The sequence below is a fragment of the Bradyrhizobium lupini genome (assembly GCF_040939785.1).
Taxonomy (GTDB): Bacteria; Pseudomonadota; Alphaproteobacteria; order Rhizobiales; family Xanthobacteraceae; genus Bradyrhizobium; species Bradyrhizobium canariense_D.
The window spans coordinates 4,109,110-4,132,411 of sequence record NZ_CP162553.1 but is presented as its reverse complement, the minus strand read 5'-3'; the positions used below and the strand labels follow the sequence as shown (position 1 = coordinate 4,132,411).

The following is a 23,302-nucleotide window of genomic DNA, read 5'->3' as shown; positions in this document are numbered from 1 at the left end:
CGACCGCAGCAGCGATCCTAGCTAGCAGCGCCTCCCCTCCGCCCCGGTGCCGGCCCGACATACCTCGCCCGTGGCCTGATCAGCTTGCCGAACTGCAACTGCTCGCTCGCATGTGCGATCCAGCCGACGCTGCGGGCCATCGCGAACAGGGCGAGCTCGCTGCCGCCAGGCAGGCGCATCGCGTGCACGAGCACCGCGAGCGCGTAGTCGATATTGACGAGTTCGCCGGTCGCCTCCGCGATCCGCTCGGGCACCTCCTTGGTGAATTTACGCGGTGCGCCTGCGCGAGAGAGCGCGTTGAGCAGCGATTGCGCGCGCCGATCGCCCCGCTTGTAGACGCCGTGACCGAAGCCGGCAAAGCGTTCGCCGAGCGCGACACGCTCGCGGACCATTGGCTCGACGTCACGATCGACCAGCGCCTTGACGAGCTGCGAGGCGAGCACGCCGGCACCGCCGTGCTTCGGTCCCTTCAGCGCGGCGAGGCCGGCGATGACGGAATCATAAAGATTAAGACCGGTCGAGGCTGCGCAACGCGCGGTGAAGGTGGACGCGTTCAACTCATGCTCGGCGAGCAGAACCAGCGCGCGGCGTATGAGATCGGCCGCGTGCTTGTTGTCGGGAGCCCAGGCACTGGCGATCTGCTGGTGCAGCGGCTCGGCGGACGGCTCCGTATTGAGCATGGTCGCGACCAGGAGCCGGACGATGCGCGCACCGACCATCGCACGTCCATCATGCGCGCGGGTGAAGGCGCGGGGATCGGCGCTCGATGCGAGCGCCAGCACGGCAATGGCGCGATCGATCGGCGCGGCGCGCCGCGCGGCCTGCGCGATCAGGCGCATCTCATCGGACACCGCGGGAAAATTGTCCGGCGCAAAGGGATCGACGCCGGAGACGTCCCACAGAAGCGTCGCCGTGTGCTCCAGCGTGTCGTTCTCCGCGAGATCGACGCAATTGACGCCGCGATAGATCGCGCCCTCCTCGGTGATGGTGGAGATCTCCGTGTCCATGACCGGCAGATCGGCATCGAAGCTGCGCAGGCCGCGCGGCTCCGGCGACGGTACCCGACGCTCCTTCAGCGCCCGGACGTCCTCGGCGCGATAGCGGTTCTTGCGCGAGTCGGGCGTCGGCTCGGAGCGGACCAGGCCGCGGCTGACATAGGCGTAGAGCGTGGCCGGCGAGATCGCGAGCTCGGCGGCGGCTTCCCGGGCGGAGAGGTAGAGACCTTCCGAATTTTTCATATTGATTGATGTAATCAAGATTGATCAATCTGTCGAGAGGCCTGATCTTTGGCTGGTGCAAAGGAGATTTGGGCCATGAACATCCACCTCACCAAGAGCCAGATCGGGCTGGACGGCGTTCCCGCGGCCGAAACCGTGCTGAGCCATGTCGACGGCGAGCGCGGCGAGTTGATCATCGCCGGCGAGCATGTTGGCCGACTGGCGAGCCAGTCGAGCTTTGAGGGCGTCACCGCCCGGCTCTGGAACGGCGCCAGCACGACCACGCTGAGCGAAGCCGATGTGCGCGCGAGCCTGGGCGCCGCACGCGAGCGCGCCTTCGCGCGACTGGATGAGCTGCTGCCGGCAACGCGCGGCATGGGCATCATCGACGGATTTCGCGCGGCGGTCGCGGGAGTTCGCGCCGAGCACGGGCTCGCCCATGAGGCGACGATCGTCGGCGCATTCCCGGTGATTGCGGGCGCGCTCGTCCGCCGGGCTAGGGGTCTCGATCCCGTGGCGCCCGATCCGAACGTGAGCCAGGCTGCCGATACGCTTCGCATGCTGCACGGGCGCGCGCCCGAACCACGCGAGGTCAGGGCGCTGGACGCCTATCTCGTCACCGCCAGCGACCACGGCATGAACGCCTCGACCTTCACCGCGCGCGTGGTGGCCTCAACGCACGCAGATCTGTTTGCCGCCGTCACCGCCGGCTATTGCGCGCTGACGGGTCCGCTGCATGGCGGCGCGCCGGAGCCGGTGCTGGAAATGCTCGACGCGATCGGCTCGCGCGAGCGCATCCAGCCCTGGGTGGACGCGGCACTCGCCCGCGGCGAGCGAATGATGGGCTTCGGCCACCGCGTCTATCGCGTGCGCGATCCCCGCGCCGACGTGCTCAAGACCGCGATCGAGGCGCTGGCCTCGGACGGCGCCGACCTGCCGTTTGCCGGCGAGGTCGAGGCCTATATCCGCGCAGCCTTGCGCAAGAAGAATCCGGACCGGCCGCTGGAGACCAATGTGGAGTTCTTCACCGCGATCCTGCTCGATGCGCTGGCGATTCCGAGGCAGGCCTTCACGCCGATCTTCGCCGTGGCGCGCGCAGCCGGCTGGACGGCGCATGCGCGGGAGCAGCAGCGGACCGGGCGGCTGATCCGGCCGAGCTCGTCATATGTGGGCGCGATGCCGAAGGCGTAGGGAATGCGTAGCCCGGAGCGCGTGCTTCCCCTCTCCCCTTGCGGGAGAGGGTGGCTCGCCGCAAAGCGGCGAGACGGGTGAGGGGTTGTCTCGACACCCTCATATCTTGCAGTTGAATTCGCCGAGAGAAACCCCTCATCCGGCGCTTCGCGCCACCTTCTCCCGCAAGGGGAGAAGGGAAGAAAGCGCGCGCGAAGCCTACGCCTCGCGCACCACGGTCTTCAGATAATTATACGCCTTGATGATTTCGATCAGGCGATCCTCGGTGGAGCGGTCGCCACCGTTGGCATCGGGGTGGTGCTGCTTCACCAGCGCCTTGTACTTGGACTTGACGTCGGCGAGCGTGGACTCGGGGCCGAGGCCCATCACCTGAAGCGCCTTGCGCTCGGCGTTCATGATCTTGCGCGTCTCGGCCTTGGGCGCGGCCTGCGGGCCGGCGCGCCAGCCGGTGCGGCCGTTCAGCTCCTGGAACATGCTGAACGGATCGAAGGCGCCGTCGATCTCGGCCTCGGCGCCCTTCTTGACGCCGCCATTGGCGCCCATCTTCCAGGTCGGACGATGACCGGTCAGCGCATCTTTCTGATAGCGCGCGACAGCGTCGGCATTCATGCCGGAGAAAAAATTGTAGTTCTGGTTGTACTCGCGCACGTGGTTCAGGCAGAAGTGCCAGTACTCACGCTGATTGTCGCGACCCTTGGGCGCACGATGCGCGCCCTTGTTCTGACACCCGGTCCATTCGCAATTGACCACGGCGTCGCGCGGCTTCACCTCCGGCTGCTTGCCTTTCGGCTTGATCCGGATGGAGTCGAAGAACTTTGATGAATCGATCGGCATGGCTGACTTTGACTACGCAATGCAAAAACCTTCAAGTCTTGACATTGCAATTAGCTGAAAAGCATAGCCGAAACTATGCTGAGGCGTCCTTGAACGGCCGCTAGAGGCGGCCTATCCAATACGGAGAGCGATCTCGCACCGTAATGACCCAGATGGCCATCAGAGACACTATCAGCAACAAGTTGCAGGAAGCTTTCACGCCGGAAAGCCTGCAAGTCGTCGACGAGTCACATTTGCATGAGGGCCACGCCGGCCATCGGCCGAGCGGCGAGACGCACTTTCGGGTTTATATTGTGTCTTCCGCCTTCAAAGGGAAGAGCCGGGTCGATCGCCACCGCATGATAAATTCGGCGCTGGCCGCGGAACTCTCCGGCAGCGTGCACGCGCTGGCGATCCACGCGCAAGCGCCGGGAGAAGGCGGCAGCTAGCTCGCCGATGCGGCTGTCATGCCCGCAAAGGCGGGCATCCAGTACTCCGAGGCGGCGCGGCTAGAATCGAGCCGCTGCGGCTTACTGGATCGTCCGCCCCAGTGCGCAAGCGCGCACAAGGCGGACGATGACAGCTACCGCTTCAAAACGACGTCCCCGCCCGCCGCCGCTTGGCTTCCTCCATTTCCGTCTCGCGCGGCACCGGTGAAATACGGAGCGCGGTGATGCGGTTGCGTTCGCGGCGGAGGACGCGGAAGCGGAAGCCGTGAAAGGTGAAACTCTGGCCGCGGTCGGGGATCGAGCGCGCCTCGTGAATGACGAGGCCGGCGACCGTCGTTGCCTCTTCGTCGGGCAGGTGCCAGTCCATGGCGCGGTTGAGATCGCGGATCGGGACCGAGCCGTCGACGACAACCGAGCCGTCCGGCTGGGCGCGCACGCCCGCGACCACGACGTCATGCTCGTCGGAGATGTCGCCGACGATCTCTTCCAGAATGTCTTCCAGCGTCACGAGGCCTTCAACTTCGCCGTACTCGTCGACGACCAGGGCGAAATGAGTCTTGCGGCGGCGGAACGCCTTGAGCTGCTCGGAGACGGGCCGCATTTCCGGCACGAACCAGGGCGGCAGCGCGATGGTGGAGACGTCGATGCGCGAGGTGTCGCCGTCGGACGCGCGGATCGCGCGCAGCAGATCCTTGGCGTGGAGCACGCCGATGATGTTTTCCGGTTTCTCGCGCCACAGCGGGATGCGGGTGTATTCGGCCGCCAGCACCTCGCGCACCAGATCCTCCGGCGGCAGGTCGGCGTTGATCATCGTCATCTCGGTGCGATGGATCATGACGTCGGAGACCTGGAGCTCGCGCAGATCGAGCAGCCCGCCGAGCATGTCGCGGTCGTGCTTCTCGAACTTGCCTTCATGATGCAGCAGGTCGACCGCGCCGCGGAGGCGCTCGGTCGGCGACAGGATCGCCTGGTGCTCGCCGGCAAGGCCAAACAGGCGCATCAACAGCCGCACGATGACTTCCACGATCCGCAGCAGCGGCCCCAGCACGTACATCGTCAGCCGCATCGGGCGCGCGACCGCGAGCGCCATACGGTCGGGCGCGTTGATCGCGATGGTCTTGGGCAGCACCTCGGCGAAGATCACGACCAGTGCGGTCATCAAGCCGGTGGCATAGAGCACGCCGACGTCGCCGAACCAGGCCGTGAAAATGCTGGTGGCCAGGGCGGATGCACTGATATTGGCGATGTTGTTGCCGAGCAGCAGGGCGCCGATCAGGCGCTCGCGCATGTCGAGAAGCTGCGAAACCACGTCGGCGTCGCGATTACCCTGCTTGGAGAGCCGCAGCATGCTGGCGCGCGAGGCGCCCGTCAGTGCGGTCTCGCTCGCGGCGAAGAAGCCGGAGACCAGCAGGCAGAGAATGACGATGGTGAATCCGAGCCAATCCATGAACCACTCTGGTTTCTTGTTTTGACGCGTTTCTTACGCGAACCGGTACCCACTTCGCGCGAAAACGCTGTAGCGCCGTTCAGCCTCGCGTCATGCCTTTTGCGCGAGCTTGTCCTTGAGGAAGTCGCGCACCGGAGCCGGCTCGACGTTCTTCACGGCGACGGCCCGCCCCACCGCCTCCAGCAGGATGAAGGTGAGCCTGCCGCGCTCTACCTTCTTGTCCTGCGCCATCAGCGTCATCAGCGCGTCGGCATCGGCAAGCCCCTCCTGCGCGAAGCCCGCGATGTCCTGCAAGCGCGTCGGCAAGCCGGCGTCAATGAGGTGACGCTCGACTCGCATCGCATCGGCTTCGCCGATCATGCCGAGCTTCGCCGAAAACTGCGCCGCCAGCGTCATGCCGATCGAAACGCCCTCGCCGTGAAACAGGCGGTCGGAGAAGCCGGTCGCGGCTTCTAGTGCATGGCCGAACGTGTGGCCGAGATTGAGCAGCGCACGCTCGCCGGTCTCGCGCTCGTCGCGCGAGACGACGCCGGCCTTGGCGCGGCAGGAGGTCGCGATCGCATGCTCGCGCCCCGAACCGCCTTTGGAGATGTCGGAATGGTTGTTCTCGAGCCAGGCGAAGAAGGCCTCGTCGCCGAGCACGCCGTATTTGGCGACCTCGGCATAGCCGGCGCGGAACTGCCGCGGCGACAACGTGTCGAGCACGGCGGTGTCGGCGATCACAAGCACCGGCTGGTGGAAGGCGCCGAGCAGATTCTTGCCCTGCGGCGAGTTGATGCCGGTCTTGCCGCCGACGGAGGAATCGACCTGCGCCAGCAGCGAGGTCGGCACCTGCACGAAATCGACGCCGCGGCGCAGGATCGCCGCCGCAAAGCCGGCGAGATCGCCGACCACGCCGCCGCCAAGCGCGATGACGAGATCGTTGCGTTCGATTTTCGCGGCGATCAGGGCTTCGCTGACCTTTTCGAGACCGGCATAGGTCTTGGAGATCTCGCCTTCCTCGACGACGATGCGCGATGTCGGAATGCCCGCGGCTGCGAGCGAGGCCTCGGCGGGTTCGAACCAGTATTTCGCGACGGTGCGATCCGTCACGATCGCGGTGCGCACGCCGGGGCGCAGGCGCGCGACGCGTTCGCCGAGCGAGGCCAGCACGCCGCGGCCGATGACGATGTCATAGGCGCGATTCCCCAGCGCGACTTCGACATTGACAGGATCTGAATGTTTCAAAGGCGCGGTCATCGTGCGGCACTCGCGACGTCGGCTGGTGGCGGGGACGCCCGTTCGCCGCAAAGATGCGCGCGCAGCGTCTCGATGGTCTCCTCAACGATCTTGTCGTGCGGCACGTCGCGCGAGGCGATGGTGAGGTCGGCATGGCCGTAGACCGGCTCGCGCTCGGTGAGCAGGCGCGTCACGGTTCCTTCGGGATCGGCGGTCTGGAGCAGCGGACGGTCGGCGCGCCGGCGCACGCGGCGCATGATGACATCATGATCGGCCTTGAGCCAGATCGATATCGCCTTCGCCGCGATCCGGGTCCGCGTCTCCTCGCGCATGAAGGCGCCGCCGCCGGTCGCCAGCACGATGGGACCGCCGTCGAGCAGACGCGCGATCACGCGGGCCTCGCCGTCGCGGAAATGCGGCTCGCCATGGCGCTCGAAGATTTCCGGTATGGTCATGCCGGCCGCCGCCTCGATCTCGGTGTCGGCATCGACGAAGGGCAGCTTGAGCCGGAGAGCCATGCGGCGGCCGATGGTGGATTTGCCCACCCCCATCATGCCGACGAGCACGATCGAGCGCGTCCCCAGCGCCGACAGGATGTCGGCCTCGGGCGAGGCTTGGATCGGCAACGCGGCGTCGGGCATTTGTCTCGCTCGAATGGGTCTCGCTCGATCTGCCGCCAAAGGCGGCATCCTTTGGCCACCTATACGACCCCGCAGGGGCCCTCGCCAGAGGACTCTTGCCACGAAACGGCGAACGTGTTGGATGATTTCATTGGTTAATTTGCCCGCCAAGCCCCTGACCGAGACCCTCTCCGAGATCCTGCCGATGCCCAGCCTGTTCCGCTTCCTGACGGTCGTCGCCGTGATCGCCGGCATCGTCTATGGCGTGGTCTTCGCGCTGGCGAACTTCGTCAATCCCAAGCCGCGGGAAATGACGGTGACGATCCCGCCGGATAAGTTTCTCAAGAAATAGCAGCTAGGCTGCCGGCATGCGTGCCAGATCTTCCGATAACAAGTCCTCAGACGCCAAGCTCACCGGCCTGTTCCTCGACATGCTCGCGGCGGAACAGGGCGCCGGCCCCAATACGCTCGACGCCTATCGCCGCGACCTCACCGACTTCTCCGAGTTTCTTGGTCGCGCCGGCCATGCATTCGCGGACGCGGAAACACAGACGCTGCGCGACTATCTCGCCGATCTCGATACGCGGGGCTTCAAGTCCACCAGCGTCGCGCGACGGCTGTCGGCGATGCGGCATCTCTATCGCTTCCTCCTGAACGAACGCATCAGAACCGACGATCCCGCGGCGATCCTGTCCGGCCCCAAGCGCGGCCGCGGCCTGCCGAAGGTGCTGTCGATTGCGGATGTCGACCGCATGCTCCGCCGCGCCAAGGAATTGAGCGAGGCGGAGGATGCTTCGCTCTCGAAACGGCTGCGCGCCCTGAGACTCTATTGCCTGCTCGAGGTGCTCTACGCCACCGGCCTGCGCGTCTCCGAACTGGTGGCGCTGCCACGTACGGCCGCGAAGCGCGACGCCCGCATGATCGTGGTGCGCGGCAAGGGCAACAAGGAACGGCTGGTGCCGCTCAACGAGGCCTCGCGCCAGGCGATGGCCGATTATCTCGCGGCGACCGAGGCGGCCAAGGACAACAACAAGACCGACAAGAAGAACAGCGTGGCGGCCTCGAAATGGTTGTTCCCCTCGTTCGGCGAGAGCGGACATCTGACGCGGCAGCATTTTGCCCGCGACTTGAAGGAGCTCGCGGTCGCTTCGGGCCTGCAGGCCCGGCTGGTCTCCCCCACGTGCTGCGCCACGCCTTCGCCAGCCACCTGCTGCACAACGGGGCCGATTTGCGCATCGTGCAGACGCTGCTCGGCCACACCGACATCTCGACGACCCAGATCTACACCCACGTGGTCGAGGAGCGGCTGAAGAGCCTGGTCCGCGACCTGCACCCGCTGGCGGAGAAATAGTTGCTGCCGTAGCTGCAGTAGCCCGGATGAGCGAAGCGACATCCGGGATTGACGATCGGGCGACCTGCCCCGGATATCGCTTCGCTCATCCGGGCTACGGTACTGGAACGATGAAACCGCCTTGACTTCGGCCACATCTCCGCAGAAAGAGCCGGGGCCTCACGATGATTTGGCCTGCGCTCGTTGCGAGCACACAAGCCAACTCATTGACGAACCTACACTTCTTTCCGCGACATCGAATCCGCTTCGCCGCCTCGCCCCGTCCTCCCTATATTGAGTTGATGCCAGACCAGATGCGCAGCTATCTCGATTTCGAAAAGCCCGTCGCCGAGCTCGATTCCAAGCTCGATGAATTGCGGACGCTTGCGGCCTCCGGCAGCGACATCGCCGAGGAGATCGGGCGGATCGAGGACAAGGCGGCGCAGGCGATGGCCGACCTCTATCTGAACCTGACGCCGTGGCAGAAAACGCTGGTCGCGCGGCATCCGCAGCGGCCGCATTTCAACGACTTCATCAAGGGCCTGATCACCGAGTTCACCCCGCTCGCCGGCGATCGCAAGTTCGGCGAGGACGAGGCGCTGGTGGCCGGCTTCGGCCGCTTCCGCGGCGAGGCCATCTGCGTGATGGGCCAGGAAAAGGGCGATTCCACCGAGAGCCGCATCAAGCATAATTTCGGCATGGCGCGGCCCGAGGGCTATCGCAAATGCGTGCGGCTGATGGAGATGGCGGAGCGGTTCGGCCTGCCGGTGCTGTCGCTCGCCGATTCCGCCGGCGCCTATCCCGGCATCGGCGCGGAAGAGCGCGGCCAGGCCGAGGCGATCGCGCGTTCGACTGATGCCTGCATGGCGCTGACCGTGCCGAACGTCGCCATCATCACCGGCGAGGGCATGTCGGGCGGCGCCATCGCCATCACCACCGCCAACAAGGTCCTGATGCTGGAGCACGCGATCTACAGCGTGATCTCGCCCGAGGCGGCGTCCTCGATCCTCTGGCGCGACGGCTCCAAGGCGCAGGAAGCCGCCAACAACATGAAGATCACGGCCCAGGACATGCTCCGCTTCGGCGTGATCGACAGCATCCTGAAGGAGCCGGTCGGCGGCGCCCATCGCGACCCCGCCGCCATGATCGCCACCACGGGCGACGCCATTGCCAAGGCCTTTGACGAACTCCGGGGTCTGGACGGGGACGCCATCCGCAAGCATCGGCGGCAGAAATTCCTCGATATTGGCCGGAAACTGGGCTGATTCGGGCGGGCTTTGGGGCCCGTTGGACGCGTCCCCCTCCGCCGTCGTCCTGGCTTTCGCCGAGACGACGCTGAATTTGAGGCCGGCCAAACCGTCCCGGAGGCCCCCGGTAACCCCGCGTTAACCCTTTTTTTGCCCAAATCAGCGATCTCAGTGCTGGTTTGGCCGAAAGGCCCAAGTTTCAGCCCAGTTTAAGTCTTCGTTGACCACGCCTTTGGGCCAACGGGCTCGTGATCCCCGTGCGGGTTGCGACCACATGACCCAGAGGTTAGAATTTTAATCAATGGCTTCAGGGCATAAGCGCTGGAGCGTGATTGCGAAAAAGCCCGTCGCGACGGGTCCCGGTCTCCGGTCGGATCATGCTTCAAGATTGGGGTTTGCGCGCGATGCCTTGGACGGTGTGGGGTCCATCTTGATTTCTCGTTCGCTTGCTCGCGCGTTTCTGGTTTCGGTGGCGCTTGCCGCCAGCTTCGTGCTGGCCGGCTGCGACACCGACCAGGTTTCGCTTGCGACCAATGCCAAGGCCAACCAGCCGGTGCCGCCAAAGCTTCTCGCCGCGATGGTCGAGAAGAACATGGATCTGCAATCACCGATCCTGGTGCGCCTGTTCAAGCAGGAGGCCGAGCTCGAGGTCTGGAAGCAGACCCGCAACGGCCAGTTCGCGCTGCTCAAGACCTATCCGATCTGTCGCTGGTCGGGCGATCTCGGCCCGAAGGTGCGCGAAGGCGATCGCCAGGCGCCGGAAGGATTCTACTCGATCAATCCGGGCCAGATGAATCCGCAATCGGCGTACTATTTGTCGTTCAACACGGGCTATCCGAACGCGTTCGACAAGGCTTTGGGCCGCAGCGGCTCGCAGCTGATGGTGCATGGCGATTGTTCGTCGCGCGGCTGCTACGCGATGACGGACGAGCAGATCGCCGAGATCTATTCGCTCGGGCGCGAATCCTTCTTCGGCGGCCAGAAGGCGTTCCAGCTGCAGGCCTATCCGTTCAAGATGACGCCGGTGAACATGGCCAAGCACCGGAACAATCCGAACATGCCGTTCTGGAAGATGATCAAGGAAGGCTATGATCATTTCGAGGTGACGCGGCAGGAGCCGAAGGTCGATTTCTGCGAGAAGAAGTACGTGTTCGACGCGGCGAAGCCGCCCGACGCCAAGCGCGATCCGGTGTTCGATGCATCGGCAAAGTGCCCGGCCTATGTGATCCCCGAGGAGATCGCCAGCGCCGTGCGCGAGAAGGATGCGCGCGACCAGGCGGAGTACAACAAGCTGGTTTCGCGCGGCACGCCCGTTGCGCGCATGAACACCGGCATCGACGGCGGCATGAACAAGATCTTTGCCGCAAAGATTCCGGAAGGCTCGACCGGCCTGTCGGAGGGCGCCGAAGGCACCACGCTCCAGATGTTGGCGATGGCGAAGGCGCCGGGCACCATCCCTGGACACGTCAATCCGCCGAAGCCGAATCTCGATGCAGCCGCGCCCTCGCCGCAGGAAGAGCCGGTCGTCGCCGTCAGCGCGCCCGCCGCCAGCGCCCGCGTCGCCACCGCAGCTCCGCCCGAGAAATCCGGCTTCTTCTCCAATCTCGGCCGCAAGATGGGTGTGGGCAATGCCGACGCCACCGCGACCACGCCGCCGCCGCAGGCCACGGCATCCGTCGCTCCGGCTGCAACGACGACCACGACGCCGCCCACCGCAGCGTCCCGGCTGAAGGCCGCGGTGACCCGGTTCGTACCGGGCCGCGACACGTCCAAGGACGCAGCGAAGGATGCACCGAAGCCGGCTGTTGCCGCTGCCAAACCCGCCGAACCTGCGAAGCCCGACACCCGCCTCGCCGCAACCCGCCCGACGCTGAAGCCGTCGGTGTCGGATGGCGCGGGTGAAGCGACCCAGATCATGGGCGCCGCGCCGGTGGTGCAATCGAACTCGTTCGACAGCCGGTTTGGGGCGGTGAAGTAAAGCGGGCGCTCCGCTTAATCTCTTCGATCCATCCCAGCCTGACGCCGTCATTCCCCGCGAAGGCGGGGAATCCAGTATTCCAGAGGCACCCCTTATCGATCGAGAAGCTGCGGCGTACTGGATGCCCCGCCTTCGCGGGGCATGACAGCCGAGTTCGGTGTGAGAGCGACGCGCTTCACGCGCGCCCTACGGCGCCAGATACCGCAGCAGCTCCGGATTGCCCCTCACCTCGCCCGCTTCGCCTTGCAGCGCGACGCGGCCGCGGTCCAGCACGTAGGCGTAATCGGCGACGCGGAGCGCGAGGTCGAGGTGCTGCTCGACGATGATGACGGCGATGGTTTTCGCAAGCTCGATCAGGCGCTCGGTGATCTCCTCGATTACGCCGATCCAGACGCCTTCGGTCGGCTCGTCGAGCAGAAGAAGTTTTGGATCGCCCAGCATGGCGCGGCCGATGGCGAGCATCTTGCGCTCGCCGCCGGAAAGCGTGCCGGCGGGCTGGTCGAGGCGCTGGCCGAGCTTTGGGAAGATGGTCAGCACGTGCTCGACCGCGTCGGCTTTCCTGCTCGCGAGCGACCCGACCGCGAGATTGTCGCGCACCGACAGGCGCGCGAACACCGAATGCTCCTGCGGCACGTAGCCGATGCCGGCGCGCACGCGCTCCTGGGTCGCGCGGCGGCTGATGTCGCGGCCATCGAAGGCGACCTCGCCCTTCCACGCCGGCAGTTCGCCGACGATGGTCTTCATCAGCGTGGTCTTGCCGGCGCCGTTGCGGCCCAGCACGGCGACACCGCCGCGCCAGGGAATGCCGAGGTTGACGTCGAACAGGACCTGGCTGCGACCATAGCCGGCGTCGAGATGCTTGATGTCCAAAAATTCAGGCACGGCGCAAATAAATCTCCTGGACGGCCTTGTTGGCCTGGATCTCCGACACCGTGCCGGACGCCAGCACCTTGCCCTGGTCGAGCACGGTGAGACGATCGCAGATGTCGCGGATGAAATCGAGATCGTGCTCGACGATGACCAGCGAGCAATGCTTTTTGATCGGCTGCAGCAATTCACCGGTGACGCGGCGCTCCTCCAGGCTCATGCCGCCGGTCGGCTCGTCCAGCAGCAGAAGCTTCGGCTTGCAGGCCAGCGCCATCGCGATCTCCAGCCATTGCTGCTGGCCGTGCGACAGCGCCGCCGCCGCGTCGAAAGCGCGGTTGGCGAGGCGAAATTGCGTCAGCATGGTCATGACCTGATCGTGCAAGAGCCCGCGCGTGCGCGAGAACACGAGATCGAACAGCGAGGATTGCGCCTGCAGCGCGAGCAGAATGTTGTCGTAGAGCGTCAGCGTCGGCAGCACGGATGTGATCTGAAATTTCAAGCTCATACCGGCGCGGGCACGCTCGGTCGGCGTGAACGCGGTGATATCGGCGTTGACGAAGGAGACCTTGCCCTGTGTCGGCACCTCGGCGCCGGCGATGCACTTCATCAGCGTGCTCTTGCCGGAGCCGTTCGGGCCGATCAGGCCGTGAAACTCGTTCTCGCCGACGGTCAGCGCGGCGCCGTCGAGCGCGGTGAGCTTCCCGAAGATCTTCTTGACGCCGCTGGCTTCAAGGAGCGGCATCGCGCTTCTCCTTCCCGGTCTTCCTGGATTTGCCACCAAAGCTGCCGACCCGCTCGCGCTCGCCGAGCACGAAGCTGATCAGGCCGAGCGGCCGGAACAGAATCACCAGCAGGAGCAGCACGCCAAGGATGATCGGCCAGACCTCGCGGTAATTGTCCGAGAGCCAGAAGCTGACGCCCTCAACGATGACGGCACCGATGACGGCACCGATCAGCGTGCCGGAGCCGCCGAACAGCACATAGAGCACCACTTGCGTCGAGACCACGACGCCGACCATGTTGGGCCAGACGAAACCTTCGTGGAAGGCATAGAGGCTGCCGGCGAGGCCGGCCACTGCGCCTCCGATCGCAAAAATGATCGCCTTCAGATGCTGCGCCTTGTAGCCGAAAAAGGCGATGCGCTGCTCGTTCTCGCGCAATCCCGCGAGCGCCAACCCGAACTGCGAGCGCACCAGAAAGCGGCAGAGGAGATAGACCACGACGAGCAGGCCAAGCACGAGATAATAGAACGGCGGCCCTTCCGAGAACTCGTAACTGCCGAGCGTCATCGAGGAGATCGAGGGGATGCCGTTCTGGCCACCGAGATAGTACCAGCCGCGCGCAAGCCGATCGGCGGCGTAGGATCCGGTCAGCGTGCCCAGCGAGACGAAGATCACGCTGGAGGGATGCCGTCCAAGCAGCAGGAAGCCGCCCAGCAGTAGCGCAAAGGTGAGCCCGATCATGGTGCCCGCGGGCAGCACCAGGAAGATGTTGGTAATGTCGAGATCGCGCGCGAGCAGCGCCACGCCATAGCCGGCCGAGCCGAAAAACAGCGCCTGGCCGAAGCTCATGATGCCGGCATAGCCCCACACCAGGTCGAATGACAGCGCGAACAGCGCGAGGATGATCACGCGCGTCGCGAACACCGTGAGGTAGTCCTGCAGCACCAGCGGCGCGAGCAGCGCCGCGACGAGCACGACGCCCTCCACGATCGGCAGGATTTTCCGCGCCGAACCGGCTTGCCCTGCTGATCCGTGTTCAACCATGGCAACGTTCTGCTCCCCGCCGATCTCGGCGGGGACTGCCTGCTTCACTGCGCCCATCGCTTTCGGCATTCGACTCTAGCATTCCTTGGGATCGACGAGTCCGTCGCTGCGTCCGACGATCTCGTAGTTCCCGCCTTTGGCGACAGCGGTGTACATCTTCATCTTGCAGTGGCGCTTGCCCGGCACCATCTCGGCAGGTCCGCCGGGACCTTCGGCGATCTTGGCATGATCGAGCGCAGCGGCGACCGAGTCGCGATCGACCTTGCCGGCTTCCTTGACGGCGGCTTCCCACAGCTTCAGGCCGCGATAGGTGCCGGTGGCGGCGCTGCCGGCAGCGAACAGGAAGTTGCCCGGGAAATCCTTCTCGTAGGCCGCCTGGATTTTTGCGTCGAACGGGTTCTCCTTGGTGAGCACCTTGAAATAATCGAGACAGCTGGCGAGACCCTCGATCTCGGCCGCCTGATTGATGTTGAGCGTGTTCTCGTCATAGTAGACGCAGGCCAGCCGTCCGCCATTCTTGAGAAAGCCGGCCTCGTAGAGCTGCTTGAAGAACGGACCGACGCCGGGCGGGATGACGGTGTTGAAGACGACGTCGACCTTGTTGGAGATGATGCGGTTGACGGTCGAGGAGAAGTCGACCTGGTCGAGTGGATAGTATTCCTCGAACACGACCTCGCCGCCGTTGGCCTCGATCACCTTGCGGGCGTAGACGTTGAGCGTGTGCGGCCAGACATAGTTGGCGCTCGGCAGCGCGAACTTCTTGCCGCCGTTCTTGATCAGCCAGGGAATGAACTCGTCACACTGCTGCGCCGGCGTCGGCCCGGTACAGAACAGATAAGGCGTGCACTCCTTGCCTTCGTAGAGCTGCGGATAGATGTAGAGCGTCTTGCCGCGCGCGACGATCGGGTCCTTGATGGCGTTGCGCATCGACGAGGTGATGCCGCCCAACACCATGTCGACCTTGTCGCGCTGGATCAGCTTGCGGACGTTGCCGACCGCGACGGATTCGTTCGAGGCGGTGTCCTCGACAAAGAGCTCGAGCGGGCGGCCGAGCAGACCGCCGCCGGCGTTGATCTCCTTGATCACCATCTTGGCGACGTTGGCGTCGGCATTGCCGGCGTAGGCAATCGGCCCGGTGAGGTCGGTGGCGATGCCGACCTTGATCGGGGCTTCGGCCGCATTGGCCCAGGGCGCCGGGATCACCCAACTGCCGACGCCGGTTGCGACTGCACCGGAGGCAAAGGCGAGATTCGAAAGGAACCGGCGACGGGAGAGCTGAGAACGATCGGACATGTGACTAAACCCCTTTTCCAGCGATGAGGCCCTGCGGCCGGAATTTGATGAAGACGATGGCGAGAACGAAGACGAGGACATCGGCCACGACGGGCGCCATCACCCAGGGCAGCGCGGCGCTGAGCGTGCCGATGACGCCGGCGCCCGCGACCGGCCCGATGAAGGAGCCGACGCCGCCGACCATGACCGCAACAAAGCCCTGGATCAGGAAGCGCAGGCCGAGATCGGCGAACAGGCTGAACACCGGCACGATCAGTGCGCCGGCAAGGCCGGCAAGCGCCGCGCCGAACGCAAAGGTGGCGCCGTAGATCAGCGGCGTGGAGATTCCGGAGGCGCGGGCCAGCGAAGGATTTTCCAGGGTAGCGCGCACGCGCAGGCCGAAGCTGGTGCGCGCCAGCAGCAGATAGCAGCCGCCCATCACCAGCGCCGTGATGATGATGATGGTGAAGCGCCAGGCCGAGATGTGCATGGCACCGATATCGATCGAGCCGCCGATCGGCTCCGGCACGGTGAGATAGAAGCCGCCGATCAAGCCGCGCACGGATTCGCGGATGATCAGGCCGAGCGCATAGGTGCCGAGCATGGCGACGATGGGGGCTGCGTAGAAGCGTCGGATGATCAGCGCCTCCAGGACGAAGCCGAGCGCGCCGACAATGAATGGTGCGGCGACCATGCCGGCCCAGATCGGCAGGCCCTTGGCGTAGGCGAGATAGGTGATGTAGGCCCCGAGCAGGACGAACTCGCCCTGCGCGAAGTTGAAGATGCCCATCATGCTGGCGATGATCCCGAGCCCCAGCACGATCAGGACGATGATCGCGCCGAAGCTCAGGATCTCGAACGCCGCGACGAACGCGTTAGCCATGCGCCGGAGCCTTTCCCGTTCCGAAGGAATCGGAACGGGGCTCCGGCTCGTTGTCTTGACGCGTCCGAAAACGCTTCCCTGTTCCGTTGGCCCGCATCAATGCCTCGCTCACATCTTCTTCCAGTCGCCGATCTGCTCGAAGGCGTGGGCAGCCCGGTAGATGGTGGATTCCTCGAACATGCGGCCGACCAGCATCAGGCCGACGGGCAGGCCGTCGACCATGCCGCAGGGCAGCGACATCGCCGGATGATGGGTGATGTCGAACGGCGCGGTGTTGGAGATCATCTCCAGCGCACGCGCGACATAGTCTTCGCGGCTGGCCGTGGGCTCCGGCAGCTTCGTCGCCTTCATCGGCGTCGTCGGCAGCAGCAGCAAATCGTAGTCTTTGAAGGCCTTGTCGTAAGCCGCGGTCAGGCGTCGGGAAATGTTGAGAGCCTTGCCGTAATAGCGCGGACCAAACGTGTTGTTGATGTAGGTGCCGAGCAGCAGGAACAGCTTTGTGGTCTCGGACAGGGAATCCGCCTGCCGGCGCCAACCCCGATGGAAATCCATCAGAGTGGTCGAATAGAGGTCGGATCGGCTCAGCCCATAACCGTCGCCATACATCATGGTCTGGGTCATGCCCTCGGTGCCGATCGGCGTCCAGATCGCGGGGCCCATGAGATGCATCGGGATCGAAACGTTCTCGACCGTGGCGCCCAGATCCTTGAAACGCTTTGCGGCCTCCCGCACGCTCTCGTTGACGGCGGCTTCGGCCGTCGCCTGCTCAAAGCCTTCCTTGAGGATGCCGATCTTCATGCCCTTGACGCCCTGGCCGAGCGCCTTGGTGTACTCCTCGACCTTGGGCGCCTTGATGCGGGGATCGTAGCCGTCGTCACCGGCCAGCACCTCCAGCAGCAGCGCGTTGTCGGCGACGGTCGCCGTCATCGGGCCGGTGTGGTCGACGAACACCTCGATCGGCATGATGCCGGTGTAGGGCACGAGGCCCCAGGTCGGCTTCATGCCATAAGTGCCGCAGAACGAGGACGGCATGCGGATCGAACCGCCCTGGTCGCCGCCGATCGCCATGTCGACCTCGCCGAGCGCGACGACGACGCCGCTGCCTGACGACGAGCCGCCGGCCGAATAGCCCATCTTGTGCGGATTGTGGACGGCGCCGACCGCATTGGTGTGGCTGCCGCCGGACATGCAGAAGGATCTGCAATGAACTTTTCCGGCGATCTCGGCGCCGGCATCGAGCATGCGGGTGACGATGGTGGCGTCGAAATCGGGGACGTAGCCTTCGAGCGTCGCCGAGCCGTTCATCATGGGAACGCCGGCGAGCATGATGTTGTCTTTCAGGGCGACCGTCTTGCCCTTGAGCTTGCCGCTCGCCGCACCCTTCACGGTCGACTTGCGATACCAGGCGTTGCGCGGGTTCTCTTCCGGCGAGGGCCGATAGCCCGGCGTGCGCGGATATTTGACCTCCGGCACCTCGTCCGGCATGGCTCCGACGAGATTGTAGGCCTCGATCGAGCCCTGCATCAGACCGCGGAACGAGGCGACATCGTCGTCGGTCAGCGAAAGGCCGCACTGGTCGGCGACACTGCGCAATTGGGCTGGCGTGGGAAGGACAACTGTCACGGCGCTCTCCTCAAAGGCTTCTTGATCCCTGGAATTGGAATCCCTGGCATTGGAGCCTCATTGGCGCGCGTGTGCGGCGCGCGCCCATCGGCTCTACCTCGATATTACAGACGGAAATATTTTCCTTTTCAAGTATTATTTTGGATTCGGGCGTTTGCAGATGGGGCGCCGGCGTCAGATCGGTTTGATCAGCTTGAAATCGAGGCCATCCGCGCCGGCGAGATACATTTGCATCCGGGTATGACCGTTCCTGACGGTGACGGGACCGCGCGCGCCGCCATAGACGATGTTGCGGCCGGCCGCGAGCATGGGCCCCATCGCCAACGTGCCCGCCTTGTTTGCCACGGCCTCAAGGAAGCGCAGTCCCTCATAGCTGGATTGACCGAGCGAGCCGATCGGGGGGCCGTTCGGTCCGAACATCGCGCGATAGCGGCTCTGGAAGTCGTCGTTGGCCCGCGATCCGATGCCCGGGAAATAGCCGGAGGCACAGAACAGATTTTCGCTGTTGTCGGCGCCGATTCCGAGCAGCACGGTCTCGTCCATCGCCCCGGCCAGCCGCAGCGTCGTGGCGCCGAGGCCGCATTCGCCGAACGCGCGATTGAACGTGATGCTGTCGGTGCCGATCAACGAGATCAGGACGACGTCAGGCCTCGCGGCACGGATGCGCTCCAGATGCGGCTCGTGGTTGTCTTCGCCGAGGGGAACGAACTCTTCGCCGACGACATGGCCGCCGGCCTCCTTGATGTAGCGCTTCACCGCGCGGTGCGACTGCCAGGGCCAGACATAATCGCTGCCGATCAGGTACCAGCGCGCCGCCTTCTTGACGTCGGCAAGCCAGTGGATGGAGGGGCGGCTCTGCCAGCGCGGCGTCTCGCCGATCGCCATGACACCCGGCGTCTGCTCGCCGCCCTCGTAGACGGGCGTATAGATGTAGGGGATACGGTGGCGGGTCGTGACCTTGCGCAGCGCCACACGCACCGCGCTGGTATGCAGTCCCACGATGAGGTCGATCTCATCGGAAGCGATCGCCTGCTCGGCGCGGCTCAGAATCCCGTCGAGCGGCCCGCCGGCATCGTAGATCGAAAGCTCGATCTCGCGCCCGAGAATGCCGCCGCGCTTGTTGATCTCGGCGACCGCGAGCTGCGCGCTGCTTGTCGCGCACGGGCCCCAGACACCGGGCGAGCCGGTGCAGCAAATGAAGCCCCCGATGCGGAGCTTGTTGTGTGCGCCGCGGCGCTTCATGAAATGCGCATCAGCCGGCGACAGGTCGAAATCCGCTGCCGCGGGCGACAGATTCCTGAACAGCAAGGACGGCGGTAACGCCGGACCGCCGTGAGCCGGGAAGTTTACCGTCGCGCGCACGCCAACTCCTGTCTGATACCAGACTTGAAAGCTCATTCAGCAGGCGGCCGCGGCACCCGCCCTATTGTTGGGCAATATCCTATTTTGAAAATATTGAATATTCAAGAATTGAAGTGCATATAGATGCAGCATCGATTGCAAGACATTCACTCATTTGGGTCAAGACAAAGTCTTAGCCGTGGCAAAACCGAACACCCCGATCACCGAACACCTCGCGTACCTGCTCGCGCAAGCCAACCGGGAGATCAACCGGCAGCTCGAACTGCGGTTGAGCAAGGAAGGCGTGCCCGTCGAGCAGTGGCGCATTCTGAAAGTCCTGTCGGATGGCAACGGCCATTCGATGGGAGAGCTCGCGGATGCCGTGCTGCTCAACCATCCGACGCTGACCAAGATGATCGATCGCATGGTCTCGGACACGCTGGTCTACCGCGTGCAGGACCCGAACGACCGCCGCAAGGTCCTGATGTTCATCTCCGATCGCGGCAAGGTGCTGAGCAAGAAGCTCAACTCGCTCGCGGTCGACCAGGAAGAGCACATCCTCGAGAGCTACGGCGACAAATCGACGAGCGAATTGAAGCGGCTGCTGGAGAGCTTGATCGACAGCTCGAATTGAGCTGGCGTGTTTAGCAAGCTCTCTCCACACGGTCGTCCCGGCGAAGGAGATGGAGCCGCGCGCCCCATACTCGATGTCATCGCCCGATTTAATCGGGCGATCCAGTATTCCAGAGACTGACGTGATTGAACCGAGAAGCCGTGGCGTACTGGGTCGCCCGGCTAAACCGGGCGACGACAGTGGAATGTGAGGCGCCGACGTCGCACCTCACACCTGATCGCTAAGCGTACCGCCCGTGGCAGTGCTTGTACTTCTTGCCTGAGCCGCAGGGGCAATCCTCGTTGCGGCCGATCTTGCCCCAGCTTGCCGGGTTCTTGGGATCGCGCAACGCCGCGTCGGTGGCCTGCGCTCCGAGCGTGACGCTCGCGAGCGCCATTTCGTCCTCGCCGGTGTTCGGGTCGAACTTGTGCGCTTCCATCGGCGGCAGCACCGGGGCTTCCTGCTCCGGCGGCACGATCTCGACCCGCATCAGCTGCGCCGTGACGGCCTCGCGCAGATGCGCGCTCATCTCCTGGAAGAGGTTGAACGCCTCGGTCTTGTACTCCTGCAGCGGATCGCGCTGGCCGTAGCCGCGCAGGCCGATGACCTGGCGCAGATGGTCGAGCATGATCAGATGCTCGCGCCAGAGATGGTCGAGCGTCTGCAGCAGGATGGTCTTCTCGACGTAACGCATCACGTCGGGACCCCATTGCGCGACCTTTGCGGCCATGTGCTCGTCGGCGCGGGTCTCGATGCGCGTGAGCAGCTCCTCGTCGGCGATGCCCTCTTCCTTGGCCCAGTCCTCGACCGGCAGGTCGAGATCGAGCACGCGCTTGAGCTCTTCCTTCAGGCCCGCGACGTCCCACTGCTCGGCATAGGCATGCTCGGGCACGTGCTTGGCGACGAGGTCGTCGATGAAGGCGTGGCGCATGTCGGCGACGGTCTCGGCGACGCTGTCGTCCTTCATCAGGTCGACGCGCTGGTCGAAGATCACCTTGCGCTGGTCGTTCTGGACGTTGTCGAACTTGAGCAAATTCTTGCGGATATCGAAGTTGCGCGCCTCGACCTTCTGCTGCGCCTTTTCGAGCGCCTTGTTGATCCAGGGATGGATGATGGCCTCGCCCTCCTGCAGGCCGAGACGCTGCAACATGCTGTCGAGGCGATCCGAGCCGAAGATGCGCATCAGATCGTCTTCCAGCGACAGGAAGAATTTCGAGCGGCCGGGATCGCCCTGACGGCCGGAGCGGCCGCGGAGCTGGTTGTCGATGCGGCGGGATTCGTGGCGCTCGGAGCCCATGATGTAGAGGCCGCCGGGCTTCTTCACGGTCTTGGCGGGCTTCGAACCCTTCGCGGGCTCGATCTCGACCTCTTCCTCGGCCTTCAGCACGATGTCGCGGAAGTGCTCGATGTCGGCCTTGATCTGCTCGATCTTCAAGGCCTTCTCGGCTTCGTCCTCGATCGAAGCGGCCTCCTGCTGGATGCGCATTTCCAGCGAGCCGCCGAGCTTGATGTCGGTGCCGCGGCCGGCCATGTTGGTCGCGATCGTGATCGCGCCGGGGACGCCGGCTTCCGCGACGATGTAGGCTTCCTGCTCGTGGAAGCGCGCGTTGAGCACCGCGAACAGCTTTGCCGGTTTGCCGGCGCGGGCCGCCGCGTACAGCTTCTGCATCGAATTTTCGTTACCGAAATCGATCTGCCGATAGCCGTGCTTCTTGAGATATTCGGCGATCACTTCCGATTTTTCGATCGAGGCGGTGCCGACCAGCACCGGCTGCAGCCGCGCATTGGCGCGCTCGATCTCGGCCAGAATCGCGGCGTATTTCTCGTTCTGGGTGCGATAGACCTCGTCGTCTTCGTCGAGACGGGCGACCGGCAAATTGGTCGGGATCTCCACGACCTCGAGCTTGTAGATGTCGAACAATTCGTCGGCTTCGGTCAGCGCCGTGCCGGTCATGCCCGCGAGCTTTTCGTACATCCGGAAATAGTTCTGGAAGGTGATCGAGGCCAGCGTCTGGTTTTCCGGCTGGACCTGCACGTGCTCCTTGGCTTCCAGGGCCTGATGCAGGCCTTCCGAATAGCGGCGGCCCTGCATCATGCGACCGGTGAACTCGTCGATGATGACGACCTCGTCGTCGCGGACGATGTAGTCCTTGTCGCGCGTGAACAGCGTGTGGGCGCGCAGCGCCTGATTGATGTGGTGCACGACGGAAACGTTCTCGACGTCGTAGAGCGATTCACCCTTGAGCTGGCCGGCATCGCGCAGCAGCGTCTCGATCTTCTCCATGCCGGCTTCGGTCAGCGTCACCGTGCGCTGCTTCTCGTCGACGTCGTAGTCGGACTTGTCGAGCTTGGGCAGGAAGCCGTCGATGGTGTTGTAGAAGTCGGAGCGGTCGTCGAGCGGGCCGGAGATGATCAGCGGCGTGCGCGCTTCGTCGATCAGGATGGAGTCGACTTCGTCGACGATCGCGTAGAAGTGCGGCCGCTGGACCATGTCCTCGAGCCGGTACTTCATGTTGTCGCGCAGATAGTCGAAGCCGTATTCGTTGTTGGTGCCGTAGGTGATGTCGCAGGCATAGGCCGTCTTGCGCTCGGAATCGTCGAGGCCGTGCACGATCACGCCGGTGGTCAGGCCGAGGAAGCCGTAGATCTGGCCCATCCAGGCGGAGTCGCGGCGGGCGAGGTAGTCGTTGACCGTGACGACGTGGACGCCCTTGCCGGCGAGCGCGTTGAGGTAGACCGCGAGCGTTGCGACCAGGGTCTTGCCTTCGCCGGTCTTCATCTCGGCGATGTCGCCCTCGTGCAGCACCATGCCGCCGATCAGCTGGACATCGAAATGGCGCTGGCCGAGCGTCCGCTTGGCGGCTTCACGGACCGTGGCGAAAGCGGGGACCAGCAGGTCGTCAAGGGTCTTGCCCTCGGCGAGCTGCTTCCTGAACTCGACGGTGCGGGCCTTGAGGGCCTCGTCGGAGAGTTTCGAGACCTCGGGCTCCAGCGCGTTGATCGCGTTGACGCGGGACTGATATCCCTTCACCCGCCGGTCGTTGGCGGAGCCGAAAAACTTGCGGGCGAGCGCGCCGATCATGCTTAGTTCCTGTGTTCGCGATTCAACCGCGTTCGCGTTGCAGCCAAGAGGTTGTCACCCGCCTGCCTATCAACTCACCGTGACGCCTGCTGGGCGCCAGAGCCCCGTCTGCGGGGGGTCCATCCGCCATATGGGTGGGAGTTGGGCAAGTCTGGGTTCAACGGCCAAAAACGCAGCAAAATAAACGCCATCGCATGGACGCGACCGGGCAGAGATATGGCCCGGTCAGGGCCTTGTCAACGGCGGGTGCATTGCGGCTAATTCATCATTTTGACAGACTTTTCGCGTTGCCAAGGCCCCCTGAATTGGGCGAGTGTCCGCCCCGCTCGAGCAGCCCCCTGCTTC

Annotated in this window: 19 protein-coding genes and 1 pseudogene; 7 read left to right on the top strand and 13 right to left on the bottom strand. The window is 64.6% G+C overall.

Annotation, left to right across the window (positions count from 1 at the left end):
• Positions 1-17 precede the first annotated feature (17 nt).
• On the bottom strand, positions 18-1,238 hold the full coding sequence (locus AB3L03_RS19455) for a citrate synthase family protein (protein ID WP_085351646.1): 1,221 nt from the start codon (positions 1,236-1,238) through the stop codon (positions 18-20).
• 75 nt (positions 1,239-1,313) lie between these two features.
• Between AB3L03_RS19455 and AB3L03_RS19450 the strand changes: the two genes are divergently transcribed.
• A complete protein-coding gene (locus AB3L03_RS19450; RefSeq protein WP_018452928.1) occupies positions 1,314-2,408 on the top strand; it encodes a citrate synthase/methylcitrate synthase in 1,095 nt (364 codons plus the stop codon).
• A gap of 198 nt (positions 2,409-2,606) precedes the next feature.
• Here AB3L03_RS19450 and AB3L03_RS19445 read toward each other — a convergent pair whose 3' ends face one another.
• A complete protein-coding gene (locus AB3L03_RS19445) occupies positions 2,607-3,242 on the bottom strand; it encodes a J domain-containing protein (RefSeq protein WP_027515160.1) in 636 nt (211 codons plus the stop codon).
• Positions 3,243-3,394: 152 nt separating this feature from the next.
• Here AB3L03_RS19445 and AB3L03_RS19440 point away from each other — a divergent pair, with 152 nt between their 5' ends.
• The gene (locus tag AB3L03_RS19440) at positions 3,395-3,670 is read left to right on the top strand and encodes a BolA family transcriptional regulator (RefSeq protein ID WP_026232423.1); all 276 of its coding nucleotides are present in this window, start codon (positions 3,395-3,397) and stop codon (positions 3,668-3,670) included.
• Positions 3,671-3,812: 142 nt separating this feature from the next.
• On the opposite strand, the gene AB3L03_RS19435 is transcribed toward AB3L03_RS19440, so the two are convergent.
• The 3 genes from AB3L03_RS19435 to AB3L03_RS19425 form a co-directional block, all read right to left on the bottom strand.
• Positions 3,813-5,117, bottom strand: a complete 1,305-nt coding sequence (locus AB3L03_RS19435; protein ID WP_018452925.1) for an HlyC/CorC family transporter — start codon at positions 5,115-5,117, stop codon at positions 3,813-3,815.
• Between the two features lie 90 nt (positions 5,118-5,207).
• Positions 5,208-6,356 (bottom strand): 3-dehydroquinate synthase, encoded by a 1,149-nt coding sequence (gene aroB / locus AB3L03_RS19430; protein ID WP_368506892.1) that lies wholly within the window; start codon positions 6,354-6,356, stop codon positions 5,208-5,210.
• Entirely contained in the window at positions 6,353-6,976 is a 624-nt protein-coding gene (locus tag AB3L03_RS19425) for a shikimate kinase (RefSeq protein WP_368506891.1), read from the bottom strand. The genes aroB and AB3L03_RS19425 overlap by 4 nt, the downstream gene beginning before the upstream one ends.
• Before the next feature lie 184 nt (positions 6,977-7,160).
• Here AB3L03_RS19425 and AB3L03_RS19420 point away from each other — a divergent pair, with 184 nt between their 5' ends.
• The 4 genes and pseudogenes from AB3L03_RS19420 to AB3L03_RS19405 all read left to right on the top strand — a co-directional run bounded on the left by AB3L03_RS19420 (position 7,161) and on the right by AB3L03_RS19405 (position 11,510).
• Positions 7,161-7,307: a hypothetical protein gene (locus AB3L03_RS19420; RefSeq protein WP_035669499.1), complete on the top strand. Its 147-nt coding sequence runs from the start codon at positions 7,161-7,163 to the stop codon at positions 7,305-7,307.
• Positions 7,308-7,323: 16 nt separating this feature from the next.
• Positions 7,324-8,306, top strand: a pseudogene (gene xerD, locus AB3L03_RS19415) (site-specific tyrosine recombinase XerD).
• Positions 8,307-8,587: 281 nt separating this feature from the next.
• Positions 8,588-9,550 carry an acetyl-CoA carboxylase carboxyltransferase subunit alpha gene (locus AB3L03_RS19410; RefSeq protein ID WP_007599220.1) on the top strand — a complete coding sequence of 321 codons (963 nt, stop codon included), beginning with the start codon at positions 8,588-8,590 and terminating at the stop codon, positions 9,548-9,550.
• A gap of 412 nt (positions 9,551-9,962) precedes the next feature.
• Complete coding sequence (locus AB3L03_RS19405; protein ID WP_247820915.1) at positions 9,963-11,510, top strand: murein L,D-transpeptidase family protein; 1,548 nt, start codon at positions 9,963-9,965, stop codon at positions 11,508-11,510.
• Positions 11,511-11,696: 186 nt separating this feature from the next.
• Here the strand turns inward: AB3L03_RS19405 and AB3L03_RS19400 are convergent, their stop codons facing one another.
• From AB3L03_RS19400 to AB3L03_RS19370, 7 genes are all read right to left on the bottom strand, one after another.
• Positions 11,697-12,392, bottom strand: coding sequence for an ABC transporter ATP-binding protein (locus AB3L03_RS19400; RefSeq protein ID WP_026232421.1), 696 nt, complete (start codon positions 12,390-12,392; stop codon positions 11,697-11,699).
• Positions 12,385-13,119, bottom strand: coding sequence for an ABC transporter ATP-binding protein (locus AB3L03_RS19395; RefSeq protein ID WP_018452918.1), 735 nt, complete (start codon positions 13,117-13,119; stop codon positions 12,385-12,387). Before AB3L03_RS19395 ends, AB3L03_RS19400 begins: the two co-directional genes overlap by 8 nt.
• Positions 13,106-14,212: a branched-chain amino acid ABC transporter permease gene (locus tag AB3L03_RS19390; RefSeq protein WP_247820914.1), complete on the bottom strand. Its 1,107-nt coding sequence runs from the start codon at positions 14,210-14,212 to the stop codon at positions 13,106-13,108. Before AB3L03_RS19390 ends, AB3L03_RS19395 begins: the two co-directional genes overlap by 14 nt.
• Positions 14,213-14,218: 6 nt before the next feature.
• Positions 14,219-15,436, bottom strand: coding sequence for a substrate-binding protein (locus AB3L03_RS19385; RefSeq protein ID WP_018452916.1), 1,218 nt, complete (start codon positions 15,434-15,436; stop codon positions 14,219-14,221).
• A gap of 4 nt (positions 15,437-15,440) precedes the next feature.
• On the bottom strand, positions 15,441-16,298 hold the full coding sequence (locus AB3L03_RS19380) for a branched-chain amino acid ABC transporter permease (protein ID WP_085351651.1): 858 nt from the start codon (positions 16,296-16,298) through the stop codon (positions 15,441-15,443).
• Positions 16,299-16,406: 108 nt separating this feature from the next.
• Positions 16,407-17,921: an amidase gene (locus tag AB3L03_RS19375; protein ID WP_368506890.1), complete on the bottom strand. Its 1,515-nt coding sequence runs from the start codon at positions 17,919-17,921 to the stop codon at positions 16,407-16,409.
• Between the two features lie 174 nt (positions 17,922-18,095).
• On the bottom strand, positions 18,096-19,283 hold the full coding sequence (locus AB3L03_RS19370; protein ID WP_085384113.1) for a substrate-binding domain-containing protein: 1,188 nt from the start codon (positions 19,281-19,283) through the stop codon (positions 18,096-18,098).
• A gap of 178 nt (positions 19,284-19,461) precedes the next feature.
• Here AB3L03_RS19370 and AB3L03_RS19365 point away from each other — a divergent pair, with 178 nt between their 5' ends.
• Complete coding sequence (locus AB3L03_RS19365; protein ID WP_007599198.1) at positions 19,462-19,896, top strand: MarR family winged helix-turn-helix transcriptional regulator; 435 nt, start codon at positions 19,462-19,464, stop codon at positions 19,894-19,896.
• Between the two features lie 220 nt (positions 19,897-20,116).
• On the opposite strand, the gene secA is transcribed toward AB3L03_RS19365, so the two are convergent.
• Complete coding sequence (gene secA / locus AB3L03_RS19360) at positions 20,117-22,957, bottom strand: preprotein translocase subunit SecA (protein WP_204512793.1); 2,841 nt, start codon at positions 22,955-22,957, stop codon at positions 20,117-20,119.
• Between the last annotated feature and the right edge of the window lie 345 nt (positions 22,958-23,302).